Source organism: Flavobacterium sp. IMCC34852, assembly GCF_030643905.1.
Classification (GTDB): domain Bacteria; phylum Bacteroidota; class Bacteroidia; order Flavobacteriales; family Flavobacteriaceae; genus Flavobacterium; species Flavobacterium rivulicola.
This window is the reverse complement of sequence record NZ_CP121446.1, coordinates 1381483-1398662: the sequence shown is the minus strand read 5'-3', so window position 1 is coordinate 1398662 and position 17180 is coordinate 1381483. Positions and strand designations below refer to the sequence as shown.

Annotated in this window: 16 protein-coding genes; all 16 read right to left on the bottom strand. The window is 38.4% G+C overall.

Going from position 1 to position 17180, the window contains the following annotated elements; all coding sequences use genetic code 11:
* Nucleotides 1-3: 3 nt before the first annotated feature.
* Nucleotides 4-1077, bottom strand: coding sequence for a glycosyltransferase (locus P7V56_RS05960; RefSeq protein ID WP_171222759.1), 1074 nt, complete (start codon nt 1075-1077; stop codon nt 4-6).
* Entirely contained in the window at nt 1074-2192 is a 1119-nt protein-coding gene (locus tag P7V56_RS05955) for a glycosyltransferase family 4 protein (protein WP_171222758.1), read from the bottom strand. The genes P7V56_RS05960 and P7V56_RS05955 overlap by 4 nt, the downstream gene beginning before the upstream one ends.
* A gap of 6 nt (nt 2193-2198) precedes the next feature.
* Nucleotides 2199-3200 carry a glycosyltransferase family 2 protein gene (locus P7V56_RS05950; protein WP_171222757.1) on the bottom strand — a complete coding sequence of 334 codons (1002 nt, stop codon included), beginning with the start codon at nt 3198-3200 and terminating at the stop codon, nt 2199-2201.
* 1 nt (nt 3201) lies between these two features.
* Nucleotides 3202-4743 carry a glycosyltransferase family 2 protein gene (locus P7V56_RS05945; protein ID WP_171222756.1) on the bottom strand — a complete coding sequence of 514 codons (1542 nt, stop codon included), beginning with the start codon at nt 4741-4743 and terminating at the stop codon, nt 3202-3204.
* A gap of 11 nt (nt 4744-4754) precedes the next feature.
* The gene (locus P7V56_RS05940; RefSeq protein WP_171222755.1) at nt 4755-5558 is read right to left on the bottom strand and encodes an FkbM family methyltransferase; all 804 of its coding nucleotides are present in this window, start codon (nt 5556-5558) and stop codon (nt 4755-4757) included.
* On the bottom strand, nt 5555-6700 hold the full coding sequence (locus P7V56_RS05935; protein WP_171222754.1) for a glycosyltransferase family 4 protein: 1146 nt from the start codon (nt 6698-6700) through the stop codon (nt 5555-5557). The genes P7V56_RS05940 and P7V56_RS05935 overlap by 4 nt, the downstream gene beginning before the upstream one ends.
* 4 nt (nt 6701-6704) lie before the next feature.
* A complete protein-coding gene (locus P7V56_RS05930; RefSeq protein ID WP_171222753.1) occupies nt 6705-7688 on the bottom strand; it encodes a class I SAM-dependent DNA methyltransferase in 984 nt (327 codons plus the stop codon).
* Nucleotides 7689-7711: 23 nt separating this feature from the next.
* Nucleotides 7712-8275, bottom strand: a complete 564-nt coding sequence (locus P7V56_RS05925) for a serine O-acetyltransferase (protein ID WP_171222752.1) — start codon at nt 8273-8275, stop codon at nt 7712-7714.
* 1 nt (nt 8276) lies between these two features.
* Nucleotides 8277-9677, bottom strand: a complete 1401-nt coding sequence (locus P7V56_RS05920) for a glycosyltransferase family protein (RefSeq protein ID WP_171222751.1) — start codon at nt 9675-9677, stop codon at nt 8277-8279.
* Nucleotides 9678-9741: 64 nt separating this feature from the next.
* Entirely contained in the window at nt 9742-10830 is a 1089-nt protein-coding gene (locus P7V56_RS05915; protein WP_171222750.1) for an acyltransferase family protein, read from the bottom strand.
* The gene (locus tag P7V56_RS05910; RefSeq protein ID WP_171222749.1) at nt 10830-11693 is read right to left on the bottom strand and encodes an FkbM family methyltransferase; all 864 of its coding nucleotides are present in this window, start codon (nt 11691-11693) and stop codon (nt 10830-10832) included. The genes P7V56_RS05915 and P7V56_RS05910 overlap by 1 nt, the downstream gene beginning before the upstream one ends.
* 1 nt (nt 11694) lies before the next feature.
* Nucleotides 11695-13389 (bottom strand): asparagine synthase (glutamine-hydrolyzing), encoded by a 1695-nt coding sequence (gene asnB, locus P7V56_RS05905; protein WP_171222748.1) that lies wholly within the window; start codon nt 13387-13389, stop codon nt 11695-11697.
* Nucleotide 13390: 1 nt separating this feature from the next.
* Nucleotides 13391-14332, bottom strand: coding sequence for an NAD(P)-dependent oxidoreductase (locus tag P7V56_RS05900; protein ID WP_171222747.1), 942 nt, complete (start codon nt 14330-14332; stop codon nt 13391-13393).
* Nucleotides 14313-15011, bottom strand: coding sequence for an acylneuraminate cytidylyltransferase family protein (locus P7V56_RS05895; RefSeq protein WP_171222746.1), 699 nt, complete (start codon nt 15009-15011; stop codon nt 14313-14315). Before P7V56_RS05895 ends, P7V56_RS05900 begins: the two co-directional genes overlap by 20 nt.
* Nucleotides 15011-16171 (bottom strand): UDP-N-acetylglucosamine 2-epimerase, encoded by a 1161-nt coding sequence (neuC, locus tag P7V56_RS05890; RefSeq protein ID WP_171222745.1) that lies wholly within the window; start codon nt 16169-16171, stop codon nt 15011-15013. Before neuC ends, P7V56_RS05895 begins: the two co-directional genes overlap by 1 nt.
* Nucleotides 16168-17175, bottom strand: coding sequence for an N-acetylneuraminate synthase family protein (locus P7V56_RS05885; protein WP_171222744.1), 1008 nt, complete (start codon nt 17173-17175; stop codon nt 16168-16170). The genes neuC and P7V56_RS05885 overlap by 4 nt, the downstream gene beginning before the upstream one ends.
* Nucleotides 17176-17180 lie beyond the last annotated feature (5 nt).

Sequence of the window (17180 nt, the reverse complement as noted above, 5' to 3'; positions counted from 1 at the left end):
GTTTTACAACCCTTTGATCCAGGTTAAATAGTTGGTTAAAACACCATCTTCCGAGTGATTTTCTACAATCGTTTGGTGCAAAGCGTTGCCTAATTGGATTCGTAAGTCTTCGCTTTTGACCAATTTTACTAAGTATTCATAAAAAGCCTCTACCTCATTTACACCAACCATAAAACCATTTATCCCATTTTTGATAATTAACGGAATCTCGCCAACATTAGTAGTAACCACCGGTTTTTTATACAAGCCGTATTCAATCAATGCTACCGGCAAACCTTCTGATTTTGAAGTAAGAATAGCAATCGCTGATTGGTTAATGATGGCAACAACATCGTTTTTTGATCCGTAAATAAAAACCGTATTCTGCAAGCCTTTACGGACAATCAATTCCGCAATTTGCTTCGAATACTCATCTTCAAAATCCTTCCCTACCAAATGAAAAGTCCATTCCGGATGAGATTCTTTAAGTTTTTCCGCTACTTCCAGCAACAAAAAATGATTTTTTTGGTCTCTCAAATTGGCCAAACACAAAATACGTTTGCCTTCCACTCCTTTCAAAATGGTTTCCGCTTTGACCGCTGAAACCTCATTGGTAAAATTAGGGAAATAAACCACGTTTTTACAATTGAGTTCTTTTTCGGCCCAATTTTTCAATTTAAAATTTACAACGATAATGCCTTTAAAGAAAAACGAAGCCATTTTGAGCACCAATGATTTTTGCGTACTGATAAACTCACTCAACCCATTGTGGTCATGCCAAATGATTTGAATTTTGGGGTAAATTATTTTGACCAATAAAGCAATGAAATAGGAACTACTGTGCGGTTGCAGAAAGTCAACCTTATTCATTTTACAATATTTTTTTAGGCGAAAAGCCGCAGCAAAATCTAGTGTTTTGGTCTTTTTCAAAAAAAGATAAGACACTGAATCATGCAACTGACTTTTCAAATGACCTTCCGATCGAGTTGCAACCAAGCCCGAAAAATCAACTCTCTTGGAAAGCGCATTGGCATAATTGATGGCCATTTTTTCGGCGCCGCCAACTTCTAAAGAGTCAATAATTTGTACTATTCTCATGATTGCAAAAGCTGTTTAATTTCATTTTCAAACACATCCAAAGTGTATTGTCTCGACCATTGAATAGCGCTATTGACTTGCGTTTGGTAGCGTTTCTCATCTGTAATCATCGATTCGATTTGAGCTACATCATTGGCTAATTGCAGTTCCAAAAGCAATCCGCGATTTCCGTTATCCAACATATTGGGCACACAAGAAACTGGGGAAGCGATTGGCAAACAACCCCAAAACATGCCTTCTGCAATGACTTTGGGCCAACCTTCACTCAATGACGGTAAAACTACAAAATGATTTTTGATATAAGCTTCTTTAACGGTTTCCTGGTTTTGATTGCCTTGCAAACTGATAATGCTTTCAAGATGATTAATCTTTATATATTCTTCTAAACTTTTTCGCTCTGCGCCTTCTCCAAATACAGTCAACGCAACGTCATGTCCTTTTTTATAAAGTTGTTCCACCAATTGAATAGCATACAATGGTTGTTTCCCATTAGACAAAGTGCCCACAAAAACAAAAGAAATCTTTCCGGTCAATGGTTTTGGACTAACGGCAATCTTATCTTTCTCAAAATAACTCGCCGTAAAAAAAGGCTTGATATTTTTGGTACTGTTTTCCCATTCGCCATACACTAAAACCTGCATGTTTTTGGTCAAAAAAGTATTGCTCAAAATCCATTTTTGCAGACGATAACTCAGCGGTTGCTTGGCTTTTAAATCCCAATTGCCGGCGTATTTAGCAGTTTTGGGTTTGCTTGGAAATAAAACCTGCACCAAACAACCCAACAACCCCATATTTCCGGGACATCGCAAATGAATATGATCAGCTTGCCTCATGGCTTTGTAGATTTCTAAAACAACTTTAGGCAATTTGAACATCGATTGTAAAGCCGATTGTAAAGACAAAAAATGATAAGAAGCTACTGTTCTGAAATCAATGTTTTGATGGGAATAGGGAATTTCAATCGCGGTTTTATTTTTTAAAGTCAGTGGCGCGACGACGATGATTTTATCTACATAGTTTGCCCAAATATTCATCTCTCTCACATAAGGAGAATACGCATAATATTCGCCATTTTGAAAGCCGTGAGGAACATGTGTAATGAGGCAAAAGGTCATGTTGGTTTAAGATTCTGTTTTGGGTTGGTCAAAAAGCAAACGCACCAAACCCACGGTTCTTCCCCAAGATTCGGTTAACGCTTCCCAACGTTTGTTAGTGGTAAAGATATTGCTAAATCTGATGAATATCAATACTAATGAAATGGCAGTCCATTTTAACTTAGCTTGGAACGAAGGCTTCGGGTATTTCACACGCCATACAAACCAACCGTTTCGCGTCACCATTTGGCCATATTGGTATTTGTTTGGCCTGCCCGATTGGTCGTGGTAATGCGATAATTGGGCTTTGGTGGCAATTACATTTTTTCCGAATTGTTGTGCTCTGATACTAAAATCGGCATCTTCATACAAGCCGTAACCTTCAAAATAATGCGAGAATTTAATCTTGTCAAAAACTACTTTCTTGAATGAGAACGACATCCCAATCAACAAATCGACTTCATAAATTTTGCCCGTCAAAGGAAAACCACAAGTTCGGCCGTGTGAGTATTCAGGCATGCGTCCCGGACCTAAATCCGACTGCAAACCCAAATAATTTCGGAATATATTTCTGGAACCTTCCGGATAAACGTAGCCTTCGAATTCATAAAACTTATATTTACTGTATGTTTTATTCGGTTCTTTTTTTACCCATCGATTTTCATTAATGGCAATTCCGGCCACGCCGGTTATGGTTGAATCACTTTGATATGCGTTGATAATTTCCTCAAAATAATTGGGTTCCAAAACCGTATCATCATCCAAAAAACAAATCACTTCAGCATCCGATGACACTTTGGAAACCCCAAAATTGCGCTGTTTGGTTAAACCCCTGTGCTCCTTTTCCACTTTAAAATAAGTCAGCTTTTCAAAAGTATGCTGAGCAATCATGCCTTGGGTTTCGTCATTCAATGAACCGTCAATAATGAGAATTTCATTAGGATAAAGTGTTTGCGTCTTTACCGAAGTCAGTAGCTTCAATAAAGGATTGGGCCGCATATACGTACAAATTACCAGGGTAAAATTCATCTTATTCATGCTTTAATTTAGTGGCCCAAAAAACACTGGTGTCCCATTTTTTTCTGAACAATTTAATATAGCCAAAAGGATTCTTTAAAAAACTTTTGTTGAGATTCTTCAAAAAAATCGTGGTTTTATAACTCAACAATTGCTCCGGCGTATCATACAGCAATCGAAACAACATCACTGTCGGTGAAGGTTTGGGTTGGATTGCTTCGTGTTGCCAACGCAAAGTTGGTTTGGTCCTGAATCCGCCCATCGGGGCTTTTAAGTGCAAAATATGGGTTGTGGAAATATACAAAATATCAAATCCTCTTTGGCGCAATTGCATCCCAAAATCATTGTCTTCGCCAAAACCAAATTCGTAACCCATATTGAATCGCAATCCTTTAAGACAAGCACTTTTTACAAAAGCATGTCCGGCACCAAAAACAGTAAATTGCTTAGGTGCTTGGCGTTCTATAGTTTGCGTTTTCAAATGACAAGCCACTAAAAACACTTCATTTCCGGTTGACCGAAAAGTGTCTATAGCCTTTTCGAGTAAATCATTGCCAAAAACAATATCGTCATCGGCCATAAAGCAAAACTCACTTGTTATCAATTCCAATCCTAAGTTTCGGGCGTTACAAGCACCGGCTTGATGGGTAAAACGGTGTTTGATGGCAAAAGGCCAAGTAGTATTTTGGATAAAATCCAATTCGGAAACGCTGTCCGCCATTGGATTTTGTTCAATAATGACAACGTTGGTTGGCAAATGCGTTTGTGCGGCTAAATTATTGAGCACATCCAACAAATATTGTTTCCGACCAATCGTAGGAATCAAGACATCAATCGTGCCTTTTTCCACTATCGTTTTGGTTGAGGCTAATGGTATTTGGTTTAGTCTAATCGGGTTCAAAATCCTCTTTTTATAAAACAAAGAAAACACCAATGGCAGCAACGGAAAACGCTTTTCAAACAACATCAAATTAAAAAACAAAAGGAAAATCCACCGCATTCGGTAATGTTGTTTTGTGAATTTAAAAAGAGTGGAAAGACTTGCGGTTTTCAGTGGTGTTTCGGAGGTTTTGCCTTGGAGCAATTTGGGCTCGGAATAGCACAACAAACCGTGAACGATGGCTCTTTTGGCCAAAGAATGTAAAAAATAGTCAAAGTCGTTTTCAACTTTTAGCTCAGATTTACACGCTTTTAAAACCGTAGCATGAACGGCTCCAACCTGACTGCTCGTTTGCCAAGTGGCGTATCGGACTTCTTTATTAATTTTGATAAAAGGCGAATCTTCTATGTAACCCAACTCTCTTCCGAAATAATTGGTCGATGAAGGATTAAAAGAAAAAAGCAGCTTTTGATGGTGAAACAGGTTTTCAATCGAATTGACATTCAAATTATCTTTTAAACTTTCGTGACACCAAACCAATATTTCCTGTTCAAATTTATCCGCCAAATCAAGCATAACGGCAACCACGTTCCGATTTATTAAAGTCGGAAAGTCACGCGCTTCGGTTGAAACGACGTTGGTTACTTTTGATTGATTGTGATAAATTATAATCATGAAACTTTCTTTTATTTCAAATTCGGTCCGGCAAAAGTGATAATTTCATTACCTCTGAAGGTGACTGTTTTGTAGGGATAATTCATTTGGCGGAAAAAAGATTCTACCTTGATGAATGTTTTCTCACCATTAACAAAGTGATACGAAGCAATGGCAAAGTTCGGTTGCAAAGTTTTAATCGTTTCCACACATCCGTCAAGCGCTTCAATCTCGGCACCTTCGATATCCATTTTGATAAAATCAAGTTTTTGAAGTTGGTTGGTTTTAACCCAATCGTCAATAGTAACCGCTTGCTTTTTGACACAATGTTCGGCATCGGGCATCCAAACCGCGGAAGAACCTACTGTTCCGGCTTCATAAAAATCTATCCATTCATTTTTATCCCAAAGCAACAAATCTTCAATTTTGATATTGTCTGTCAAATCCGGATTCAAAGCCATGTTCTTTCGGATTCGCTCTATATTGAATTTATCCGGTTCAAAGGCAAATACTTTTCCGCTTCGGCCTACCAATTTGGAGAAAAAAACCGTCAGATGGCCACAATTTGCCCCGGCATCAATGACAACATCTCCCGATTTTACCTTATAAAAATGCTGGTAATAGTCAAAATCAGCCACTATCGGATACAAAGCCTCGTGAGTGATTAGAGAAGTGTTTTGAAAACCGGTTTTGTATACCACTTTATCTTTTCCTTCCACCAAGTCAAACGTCACTTGCTTAGGTTTTAATAGTCTGTAATAAAAAAGTTTAAGTTTTTCTTTGGCGTTCCCTTTGGGCATTAAGCCACTGAGTATTTTCTTGAGCGCTTTTTTCATTTGATTAGTTTTTGATAGAAAGCAGCACTTTGTCGGGCAACGACTTCAATACTGAATTTTTGTCTGACTTTTTCTTGAGCTGCTGAACCGATTTGACTTCTCAAAGAAGCATTTTCCAGCAGCGCATTTATTTTTTTTGCATAGGTTTGATGGTCTTTCGGATTAACTAAAAATCCGTTGACGTCATCGTCAATTACTTCTTTTGCCCAGCCGATATCCGAAGCCACGATAGCCTTTTGTACTGCCATCGCTTCTATCCAGGAAACGGGCAAAGCTTCGGCAAATGTGGGAAAAACACAAACGGTTGAAGCATTGATATGCATTTTCATTTGGTCATAAGGAACACTTCCCAAATAAGTCACGTTTTGAAAAGCAGCGGTGTCAAATAACGGTTGCATCATGGCCCAAATCGAAGAATTTCCGGTGGTAATATCTGCAGCATCACGACCAATAAGGACTAATTTGGCTTGTTTATTTTGCTTATATACCTCGTTAAAAATCAACGGCAATTCGAGTAAACCTTTTTTTCGAATTAGCGTACCAAAGTATAAAATGGTGTTTTCGGCTGTAGTGTTTTTCATTTCAGCCACCGAAAAATCAGTCAAGTCAATGCCATTCGGAATGACGGTAAAATCATTTGGCAAAGCAAATAATTCTTTGGTAACTGTTGCCGTATACTGACTGACTGAAAGCCAAGCATCGGCCTTTTGCAATGCCTTTTTTTCTCTAAATTTATTAAGGAACTTAACCGGTCGTTGGTCTAAATGACAAAAATAAGTATCGCTGCCGTGAAGTTTGATTACCAAAGGACATTTGAGGTTGATATTGGACGTAATTCCCGTCCAATCTGCGGCTTCAACAATGTCAATTTCGCCTTTGTCGACCAAATCATTAATCTGTTTTTGAATCTTTTTTTGAGTCAAAATTCTCGAAAATCCTTTGAGTTTTCGGTTTTTGATTTTATAAAATGTCAATCCGGCATCAGTAAAAGTTTCGTCTTGGTCTTGGCCATAAATTACAATCGTAACTTGATGACCCAATTGGAGTAAGCCTTTGCTTAAATTCAGGATACTCGTCCCTATTCCGGCCGAAAAACCGGTTTTGGCATGAGGATATTCTGGTGTCAGGAAGGCTATTTTCATCATCCTATTTTTTCATCCAAATACAGGATATATTTCGACCATTGGTTTGATTCTCGGCAATCAATTGGGTTTCTTCTGCCTGATAACTCTCGATTAAATCACTTTTTAAGTAACCGAAAAAGCCATAGGAACGCATTTTTATCAATTCAAAGTTTTGCAATTGATTTTTCAAAAATTTCAGCGAAATGCCTTTGTTCACCGAATCGGTTTTGGTTTCCACATGGATATCGGTAACCGACCAAATCTCATCTGCAGTCATTCGTCTTTTGATGGTTTTCTCTGCCAATAATTGGTCATTGATTAAGTCGATATAATCTTTTCGACCCAAAAATCGCTTGATGGATTTCAATAATTTCTTCGGAATAAAATCGGTTAGTTTTTTATTTTTCGGCAAAGCTTCGAGGGCTTTTTCATAACGATTTCTTCTACTTAAATACTCGGTTTCATTGATAGCATCTCCATTTGGATCTTGCAAATGAATTAAAATTCCACCCGAAGGCAATGCGTTGTCGACTTGACTCAAGAAAGTCTCTAAATCAGGAATGTGGTGCAACACCGAACTGATGATAATCACATCAAATTTTTCGGTAAGTGATGCCAAATAACCATTGACCGTTTTATAGGGTTTGCCCCAAGTCTTGGCTTTGGCTTCGGCAAACTTTAACATGTTGGGCGAAGTATCGAGTAAAGTCACTTGACCAATGTGTGGTCCGAGCTTTGAGTTGAGTAAAATTTGTGTACTCAAACCTGTACCGCAACCAATGTCGAGCAAGCTGAGTGTTTTGCTTTCTATATTTTTTTGGGCCAATAAATCGCCGACCAATAAATTAATCTGTTCTTGTAAACTGCCCCACATATCGGTGTGCATCGCGTCATAGTGTTGCGCTTCAAAATCGTGAAACACGATATTGATTCTTTCTTGGAATTGCTCCGGCGACAGTATGCTTCCGGTTTTTTGTATCAAAGGCAATAAAGATTGGTAGGACATGATGTGAAATATAGTTAGAACAATTAGTTAATTTTACTTTGAATATAATAGTCAGACAAATCTTTGTCGATGATAATCGCCGCAGCAGGAAGCACAGTTTTACCGTCAGGAATATCGTCAGTAACTACAGAGTTGGCACCAATGGTGACTTTGTTTCCGATCGTAATTTTGCCAAAAACTCCGGCATTAGGTCCGATAAAAACTTCGTTTCCTATAGTTGGCACTCCCATTTTTTTTCCATAATTACTAACACCGATGGTAATGCCTTGAGAAATATTGCAGTTCTCACCAATCACGCTATCTCCATGAATCACTACGTTCCCGAAATGACCGATATAAAATCCTTTGCCTATTTGTGTTCGATACGAAATATCAAATCCATACTTAACCCTCAATCGTCTGAGCCACAAAAAGTAAAAGTAAAACAACAGTCGGTTGCGTCTTCGGTAATGTTGTACCAAACGAAAAATCGTCATGTATTTCAATCCGGGATTGGGTCTTAGGATAAAAACGTCAAACAAAACACCGATGGTAATTTTGTGAATACCACAGCGCTTATAATCAGATAAAATATATTCGTTTGCCATTTTATTTTGTACAGATTTCCTCTATTGCCGTCCAAATTCTTTCCGAAGCGGATTGCGGCGGATGTTGGGTAATTTTTTCAAACCATTGTTTGGCGTTAGCAATCACGTTTTCAGCTTTGTTATCTAATGTCTTTGTTATGCAATCCTCAATTTCATTAGGATGGTTAATCCAAAAAACCGAATCTTTACTCGGCATCGACCTGAAGTGGATGAACTGATAAATATTTTTCACCGACCATTTAGGATATTGTGCATTGGGCACTTCATAATTAATATAACCACAAGGTTTGTTAAAAGAAACGTAATCAAACACCATAGAAGAACCTAAGTTAATCACCATTTCCGTATGAGCAATGGTATTCATTTGCAACGCCAAATCGGCTTTGGTAGGCGAAATGTCGTGCCAAGCTTCCCCTTTTTTCTCCCATTTTGGGATAATGCTTGTGATAACGTCTTTGTATTGCTCTAACACAGCATCAAAACGGTTCGAAAAATCAACGGGACATCTTCTGAAAATGATGCCCAAATTGTGTCCTTTTTCATTAAGTCTTACTACTGCGGCAGCGGTATCTGACAAATAAGTTGGATCATTAGGAGAAGTCGTTACATCATCTCCCGAAAAACATAGATATTTTTTATTTAAATCTAAATGGTGCTCGTTGAAAAAAGCTTCTTTGGAAACCAATAATTCTTTTTCGGTGTGGGTTTCAAACTGTGGCGTTCCGGTCACCCTGATTTGGCTTTCTTTGACATGCGGATAGTAATACAATAATTCGTCTTTCATGTGTTCGCTCCAAACAAAATAGTAATCGGTTTCGACAATCTTGGTGGCTTTGGGCAAATTATCCCAAGAGAAAATAAACGTGGCGGTTGGAATTCCTAAATCCTGAGCGGCCAGTATCGGTGCTACGGCCAACATGGTTCTTTGATTAGTACAAAAAACAAAATCCGGATTTTCCTTTTTTAAGGTTTCCAAGCTGTCAAAGTAGAGTTTGGTTTTTCGCTCTTGCTTGGCGATGCTTTTTTTGATGCGTTCTAATCCTTTTTCAGAATTATTAAAAAGAATCAACCCTTCTTTGTAAAGGCTTTTCAGAGTTGATTTCACATTGGAATAAGAAAACGGAAATCGATAATAATTGTAGATGGTATCTTTAGATCTCTTGATATTTAAATTTAATTCTATTCGGGTTTGGGCCATCTTCAATAAATCGGTCATCGGATGCGCTTTGGCATTTTGGAAACGTATTTCTTTGAAGCCCAACTCACTTAAATCAAAAAGGGTATTGTTCCAAAAAGTGATATCGATTCCTTTTTGTAAACCAATTTTATGAAAATTTGTAAAAGAAAAATTTCTCAATCCGACACCATCCGGAAGAAGTATGAATATTTTTTTGTTTTGCATTCCTGTTTTTCAATTGAAGTCTCAAATATCTCTATTTTAGAGTTAATATGAAAGTAAATGAATGCTAAAATGTTCGGCTCGGATAATATTTATTGCGATAAGTAAGGAAAAACTTTTCAATTCGATAAGTCATGATAAAACCCGAAATGACGGAAATAATGAATACTATAGGAAAAGCTATAAAACGATTAGTAATGTGCAGAAATCCAAAACAATAAATCACCAAAGAGTGAATCACGTAAATCGAATAGGAACAAAAACCTATTTTACTGATAAAATTCACCACCGTTGCCGTAAAAAGTCGATTCAATTGCCGATTGACATTAGCATCAATTAAAAAATGCACCAACAAAATTCCGAAAGCCACATAAAGCATTGTAAACCCAATGGTTTTCACAAAGAAAGAATCTCCGGGCGCAATGAAGGGAGTAAAAGAAACCAATCCCAAGGAAAGCCATAACAATTTAGACTTGTGTTGAAGGTAAAATGCGGTCAATTTTTCTCTTCTGAAATGGTACCAAAACGAAACCAAAACACCAAACAACAAGGAATCTATACGAAGGTGCGACATGGTCATGTTTCTCGCTGTGTCCTCAGGAAATTGGATGTTGGCCAAAATTCTTAAAATGAAAACCAATACCAAAACCACTATTAAGTATTTTTCAAAAGCCGAAGTTTTATTGGTTACGACTTCAAAGCGGAAGATTTTTTTATTGAAAACCAACCATAGTACTAAGGCTAAGCCAAAATAAAAATGCTCCTCAACCGCCAAGGACCAACTCGCTGCATAAGCATAACCCCAACCCAAAGCGTAATTTTGAACAAAAACCAGCTCATAAAAAGCTTTTTCCAAATCGAATTTATGGAGAATAATTCTTGGGATAATATAGAGAATATAGGTCAGGTAAAATATGGGGTAAATTTTAAACCCGCGTCTGATTAAAAATAATTTAGCATTGATGGAACCAAACTTTTGGTATTCTTTAAACAACAAACCCGAAACCAAAAAACCGCTGAGTACAAAGAATAAATCAACGCCAATCCAACCCATCGTTTCCAAAAAATCAAACAACACCTGATGGCGGAACAGCACTAAAATAATAGCGATGCCGCGCAAAAAGTCGAGTTCTCTTAATCGGTTGACGGTTTGCATTACAGTAAGTTTTGGTTAATTCCTATGGTCAATTCACCCGAATTGAAGAACTCAAAATTATATTGTCTAAGCACTTTATAAATCGCTTCTCTGCAATCAAACTCATCGTGAATTTCAATGGCCACACATTTGGTCTTGGCCAAATAAGAAACATCTGCTTTTGGTGAAGTAAACACTTCTTTTTCCGAACCTTCAATATCAATTTTTAGGATATCAATGGTTTCAAAATTGTTTTCTTTAACCAGATAATTGATGGAATAAGCTTTTAAATTGGTGGCTGTTGTAGTTTCTTCTACACGAAATGACCAATCGTTTTTATCTCTAAAATCGCTTACAATTCTTAAAAAAGAATTCGTACTCCAAATACCGCCTTTTACTTTTTCTTTAGCCTCAATACCATTGGTCAAAAGGTTAAAAGACATCGTTTCAAAATTCGAATCATCAGGCTCGATAACAATAAAATTAGAACCCGGAAAAAAGGTAGAAAAGTAAACTGAAGTCAAGCCGATATTGCTCCCGGCATCAATAAAATTCAACTTTTTATCATTGGGGAAATGCTTTTGAAAAACCTCTACAACCGGTTTATATTCCAAATACCTGTAAATTTGACTAAACACATCCATATCGCTGGAAGGTCTTTTTCTAATTTTTAAAGTGACACCCAAATCGGGATAGGCTGACACAAAATCCTTAGTGTTTTCTTGCTTCAAAAAGCCCTTAAAACTAATCAGGTGAAAATAGAACTCATTGAGTTTTCGCTCATTTTCAGTAGTTTTCCAATGCAAAACACGCTTGAGCAAATACCGAATTACCAGCAGTCGGTTTCCCCAATTTAATCGATAAAGCTGTGTTATTTTTTGCATACTATTTTAAAATTTGTGCTGCGTTAATCCATTGCCAAATATGGAAACTGCTTTGATTATCGCCGTTAAAAAAATGGTCTAATTCGGTTTGCAAAGCCTTAGCATCAAACCATGAATTTTGCTTCAACACTTCCACTTCAGCCATTACCCAAGCTTTCAAATCTTCCGAAAGCCATTCTCGTTGCGGTGTTTGCAAAGGTCTTTTGGGTGCCAAAACTAAGTCTTTTTGCAAAAACTTTTCGGCTATTTTGCGAAGCATCCATTTTTGAATGCCGTCTTTGATTTTAAAATCGGTCGGTCGGCTGAAAACATATTCCACCAATTCATAATCCAAAAAAGGCTCGCGCAATTCGGTGCCGTACATCATAGAAATGCGATCGTTAAAACGCAAAGCTCTCGGGATTTTGGTACAGAATAAATCACGGTATTGCATATTCAGTAAGGCGTCTTCAAAAGGTTTCGGGTAATGGGTTTTGGCATAATTTTTAGCAAAATCCCCATCCAAAACGCCGGCTCTAAAAGGCGATTTCGTCACGCCTTGCACTATGCTTTGCGAATTGGAAAGATAATAATCATATCCGGCCCAAGCCTCATCGGAACCTTGACCGTCAAGCAAAACTTTGACGCCTTTTTGACTTGCCGTTTTAAATATATTCGAATAAGCTATCGTTGGGATACCACCATAAGGTTCGGCTTGCATTTGGGCGATTTTCAATGACAAATCGGGAATTTCATTCGCGGAAAGCGGACAAATATTCAAATGATACGGTCGTTGTTCCAACATCGATTTGACCCAAGGCAATTCGTCATAGCGCTCGTCATGGGTCACAAAAGTAAAAGCTTCAATCGTTGATTTGTCGATCTCTTGTTGGTCAATCAGTGCCAATAACGTACTAGAATCCAAACCACCGCTCAAATTAAACCCGATAGGAACATCAGCTCTGAATCTTAAATTAATGGCTTTAAGCAATAAATTGGTGATATATTCTTCTTCGTTTTGATGAAACTGGTTTTGCAAATGAGCAATGCGTTCCTCAAAGTGGTACCATTTTTTGATTTGCAAATGGTTGTTTTGTAAAGTCAAAAAGTGTCCGGCTTCCAGTTGCTGAATGTTGGTCCAAAATGTTTCATTGGGCAAACCATAACTGCCTTCGGAAAAGAAATTGAGCCAAACTTTATCATTCGGTTTTTTAGCAATTCCCGCGGCAAAAAGCGTCGGGATTTCAGAAGCAAAGTAAAAATTATTTTGGTCAAAAAAATAATGGAACGGCTTTACGCCAAATCGGTCGCGTGCAACAAACAAACTTTGTTCTTTGACATTCCAAATCGCAAAAGCAAACATACCATTGCATTCGTCCAAACAGCTTTCACCCAATTCGCGGTAAGCGTTGAGCAAAACTTCGGTATCGGATTGGGTTTTGAAAGTGTATTTGGACTGAAGTGTTTTACGCAACTCCAAGTAATTGTAAATCTCGCCATTAAAAACCATCACATAATTTCCGCAATCACTAAAAAAAGGTTGGTTCGCGCCTTCCGACAAATCGATGATGCTTAAACGGTTGTGACCTAAAGCGACTTTGCCTTCAACAACCCAATCGGCTGTAAAATCGGGACCGCGATGCTTTTGGGCTTCGAGCATTTTCCTTAGGTTAGGCTGATTGGCTTTTGGACCAATGATTCCGGCAATTCCGCACATCTTATGAAGTCGTTGTTTTTAAAAATTGAGACACTATAAACTCTTCCGTCATCGACATCGATTCATACGTGGCACCGGCTATATGTGGTGTGATGATGATATTGTATTCTTCGGTAGCCAATTCGACCAAAGGATTTCTTTTTAATTGTTTTTGATTGAATTCGTCTTGCAAAACATCAGTGGCTATACCGAATATTTTATCTTGTTTGAGCAATTCAGCCACGAACTTTTCATCCCAAACATTCCCGCGAGAAGTATTGATTAAAACCGCATTTTTTTGACAATGCTTTAATAATTCTTCATTGACAAAATTTTCATTTTCTGTGTTATATGGAATATGAATGCTTATGATTTCAGCCCACGCAAACATTTCTTGTGGATTTGAAAAACATTTATACTTATTGGTTTGAGCCACTATATCAAAATAACCTATCTCCAAACCGAAAGCTTCAGCAAAATGAGCGACTTGCTTTCCTACTCTGCCCAAACCTAAAATCCCGATTTTTTTTCCGCGAAGGTTATTGCCTTTGAAATGATCTCGATGCCAATTTCCATCTTTTACGTCTTCGAAAGCTGTTGGGATTTTTTTGAGCAAAGCCAATAGCAAAGCCCAAGTATGTTCGGCTGTTGACGGAATCGAACCTAAAAAATCCACTTCGCCTTTGAGCGAAATGACTTTTCCGCCACGGCTTTCAAAATAGTTGGTATCAATATGATCTAAACCGGTTGTAGCGGTTAAAATGTATTGGAGCTTTGGTGCTTTTTCGAGGATTTCTTGGGTCAGTTTGAATCTTAATCGGACAAACAAAACATCAACCTCGGCAATATTTTCTGTCAAGTCTTCAAGTGAAGTAAAATCACGTTGAACCACCTCAAAATGTTTTTGAAGTTCGGCAATCGCATTCGGACTAAAATCTTCCGATTCAGTGATTAAAATTCTCATCTTTCCAATCTTGGTATAGTATTTCGGCTATCTTAAAATCTCTTGGGGTATCAATATTGGCCAACCATTCTGCATTCATCACATAAGCTCTTTTATTGGCAACCATAAAAGATTTTTCTTTGAAAAAAGCAGTAGTTTTCACAGCATAAAAACAACCGTTTCTATAATAGACAGGCTTTAAATCTTGTCTTCTGGCAGTTTCTCCTTCGGTTAAAAAAGGAACCAACGCATTGTTGGAACCTAAATTATACATTCGCGCTGGATGCATATCGTCCATCGGAACGACACTGATTACGCCATCGGTATTTGTATCGTTTTCAAATATTGCAATGATGTTGTCTAAATCTTCCGCAGTTCTCAACGGCGAAGTCGGTTGCAGCAAGACTATAATCTCAAAATCTTCGTTTACTTCTTGGTAAACATGTTCAACGGCAGTCACCACATTACTGGTATCGGTGGCCAAATCGCTCGGCCTGAAAATCACTTCGGAACCAAATTGTTTTGACACTTCGGCGATTTCCTCTGAATCAGTAGAGACGATAAATCTTGTGGTTTTTTTGGAGGCTTTGGCACAATCAATGGCGTGTGCAATCAACGGTTTGTCACCAAGCATTTTGATGTTTTTCTTGGGAACGCCTTTCGAACCGCCACGCGCCGGTATGATGACCAAAACTTTCATTAATAAGTGATGGTTTTGTGAAACTGAAGTGGTAATTCTTTAAGCAATTGGGCAATTTTAGTTCCGGCATCACCACCGCCGTAGACATTCGATTTTGGTCTTTCTTGTTTTTTTAGTATAGCATCAACTGCCGCTATAATTTCCTTTTCGTCATAAGTTACATCCACAACATTTTGTCCACGGTCACGACGATTTTGACGCGAACCGATGTTGATTGTAGGCACACCAAGATAAGCACATTCCCGAATTCCAACACTGGAATTGCCAATCAGGCAAAGCGAGGAATGCAATAAGTTGAGGAAATCATCGCCTTCCATGTTTTTGAAGAAATGCACGTTTTCCATTTTATATTTCTCACGAAACGAACGAATTCCGGTGGAAGTGCCATCGGCTCCGGCATCGACATTAGGCCAAAACCAAAGTGTGGGTTTGTTGATTTTTTGAATCGCTCTCAAAGTCGCTTCTATATGTTTTCGGGAATCTTGGTATTCATTGGTTACCGGATGTTGCATCACGACGATATAACCATTGCTCAAATCGGGTTGCGAACCTACGCCACCGTATTTTTCGTATGGATTGAAAGTCAATGCATCATTTTTAGCCACTTCCTGCGCAATATCAATAGAAGGACAACCGGTATTGAAAACCATGTTGGCATTTTCACCGAGCTGAATCACTCTTTGCTTGGCATTTTCTGAGGCAACAAAATGGTAATCGGCCAATTTGGTAATGGCGTGTCTGACTTTTTCATCAATGTTGCCGGTCACTTCGCCACCTTGAATGTGTGCCAAAGGAATATTCATATACGAAGCTGAAATAGCAGTGGCCATCGTTTCAAATCTATCGGCAACCGTAACCACAATATCCGGTCGAAGATTGTCAAAAACTGTGGACAATTCGAGTATTCCGATGCCGGTTGTTTTGGCTGCAGCCGTTAAATTCTCCCCTTCCAACACATTAAAAACTTTAGCAGCTATTTCGAAACCGTCTTTTTCTATGTAATTCACCGCACTACCGTATCGGTCAAGCAAAGCCGAAGCCGCTACGATGAGTTGCAACTCCAATTCGGGATGCTTTTTGATGGCGGTTAAAACGGTTTTAACTCGGCTATAGGAAGGTCGGGCTGTGATAACGACAGCTATTTTTCGGGTGTGGCTCATGCTAAATCTGCTTCATTCAAGAAATCCCATTGGGACTTATTTGTGTTCAATTGTCTTCCGATTACTTTTTCAAAATCGGCTGCGGATATGCCGTAACCTTTGGGTTTTTTGCTTTCCAAATCGGCAAACGTCAGGACATGTCCTTGCGGTAAATTTTTATTAATGGCCAATGATTTTTCAAAGATGCTTTTCAGTTCAGTGAAATTATCATTGCTGTTTTTATTGATAGGGTTATTTTGTGCCAAATGTATTTCGCTAACCGATTCCACCAATTGCTTGGTTTCATCTAAAGTCAACGACGCTATAGCATCCGGTCCAAACATCGAACGGTCAAAAACCACGTGAAACTCTAAGATTTCAGCACCGAGTGCTACTGCGGCAATTCCGGTAGCGATTTTGGCCGAATGGTCTGAAAAACCAATGGACACATCGTATCTTGCTTTCAATTCTGATATCACATTCAAACCGTATTGCTCAGGTTTTGTCGGATAAGCAGTCGTGCATTGCAAGATGGAAAAATGGGCTTTTTTGCTTTTCAGAAAAGCTACTGTTTTGTCTAATTCGGCAAAACTGCTCATGCCTGAGGAAATGATGATTGGTTTTCCGGTTTGGGTAATTTTTTCCAACAAAAGAAAATTATTGACTTCACCTGAACCTATTTTGTAGGTGTGAACGCCTACATCTTCCAAACAATCTACCGCCAAATTACTAAACGGCGAACAGATGAAATCCAATCCGACTTCGTCGCAGTGTTGTTTGATGCCTTTCCATTGTTCAAGCGTGAATTCCATGCGCTTCCAATAGTCGTAACGCGTGGCATCTTCTTTGGAAAATTTCACCCGAAAAGGTTCGTGAATACTGCTTTCAGCTTCGGCTATGTGCATTTGGAATTTAATCGCCTGCACACCGGTTTTAGCCACGGCATCGATATAGGAATGCAAAATTCCCAAACTGCCTTCGTGCGCTTGAGCAATTTCGGCTATTAGATAAGGTTTTTGGTTCATCAATT

What these genes read in the sequence shown, in the direction of transcription:
- P7V56_RS05930 (WP_171222753.1), bottom strand. Translation starts at nt 7,688, where the DNA reads ATGTCCTACCAATCTTTATTGCCTTTGATACAAAAAACCGGAAGCATA.
- P7V56_RS05895 (WP_171222746.1), bottom strand. Translation starts at nt 15,011, where the DNA reads ATGAAAGTTTTGGTCATCATACCGGCGCGTGGCGGTTCGAAAGGCGTT.
- P7V56_RS05945 (WP_171222756.1), bottom strand. Translation starts at nt 4,743, where the DNA reads ATGATTATAATTTATCACAATCAATCAAAAGTAACCAACGTCGTTTCA.
- P7V56_RS05900 (WP_171222747.1), bottom strand. Translation starts at nt 14,332, where the DNA reads ATGAGAATTTTAATCACTGAATCGGAAGATTTTAGTCCGAATGCGATT.
- P7V56_RS05950 (WP_171222757.1), bottom strand. Translation starts at nt 3,200, where the DNA reads ATGAATTTTACCCTGGTAATTTGTACGTATATGCGGCCCAATCCTTTA.
- neuC (WP_171222745.1), bottom strand. Translation starts at nt 16,171, where the DNA reads ATGAGCCACACCCGAAAAATAGCTGTCGTTATCACAGCCCGACCTTCC.
- P7V56_RS05960 (WP_171222759.1), bottom strand. Translation starts at nt 1,077, where the DNA reads ATGAGAATAGTACAAATTATTGACTCTTTAGAAGTTGGCGGCGCCGAA.
- P7V56_RS05940 (WP_171222755.1), bottom strand. Translation starts at nt 5,558, where the DNA reads ATGAAAAAAGCGCTCAAGAAAATACTCAGTGGCTTAATGCCCAAAGGG.
- asnB (WP_171222748.1), bottom strand. Translation starts at nt 13,389, where the DNA reads ATGTGCGGAATTGCCGGAATCATTGGTCCAAAAGCCAATCAGCCTAAC.
- P7V56_RS05920 (WP_171222751.1), bottom strand. Translation starts at nt 9,677, where the DNA reads ATGCAAAACAAAAAAATATTCATACTTCTTCCGGATGGTGTCGGATTG.
- P7V56_RS05935 (WP_171222754.1), bottom strand. Translation starts at nt 6,700, where the DNA reads ATGAAAATAGCCTTCCTGACACCAGAATATCCTCATGCCAAAACCGGT.
- P7V56_RS05885 (WP_171222744.1), bottom strand. Translation starts at nt 17,175, where the DNA reads ATGAACCAAAAACCTTATCTAATAGCCGAAATTGCTCAAGCGCACGAA.
- P7V56_RS05955 (WP_171222758.1), bottom strand. Translation starts at nt 2,192, where the DNA reads ATGACCTTTTGCCTCATTACACATGTTCCTCACGGCTTTCAAAATGGC.
- P7V56_RS05925 (WP_171222752.1), bottom strand. Translation starts at nt 8,275, where the DNA reads ATGGCAAACGAATATATTTTATCTGATTATAAGCGCTGTGGTATTCAC.
- P7V56_RS05910 (WP_171222749.1), bottom strand. Translation starts at nt 11,693, where the DNA reads ATGCAAAAAATAACACAGCTTTATCGATTAAATTGGGGAAACCGACTG.
- P7V56_RS05915 (WP_171222750.1), bottom strand. Translation starts at nt 10,830, where the DNA reads ATGCAAACCGTCAACCGATTAAGAGAACTCGACTTTTTGCGCGGCATC.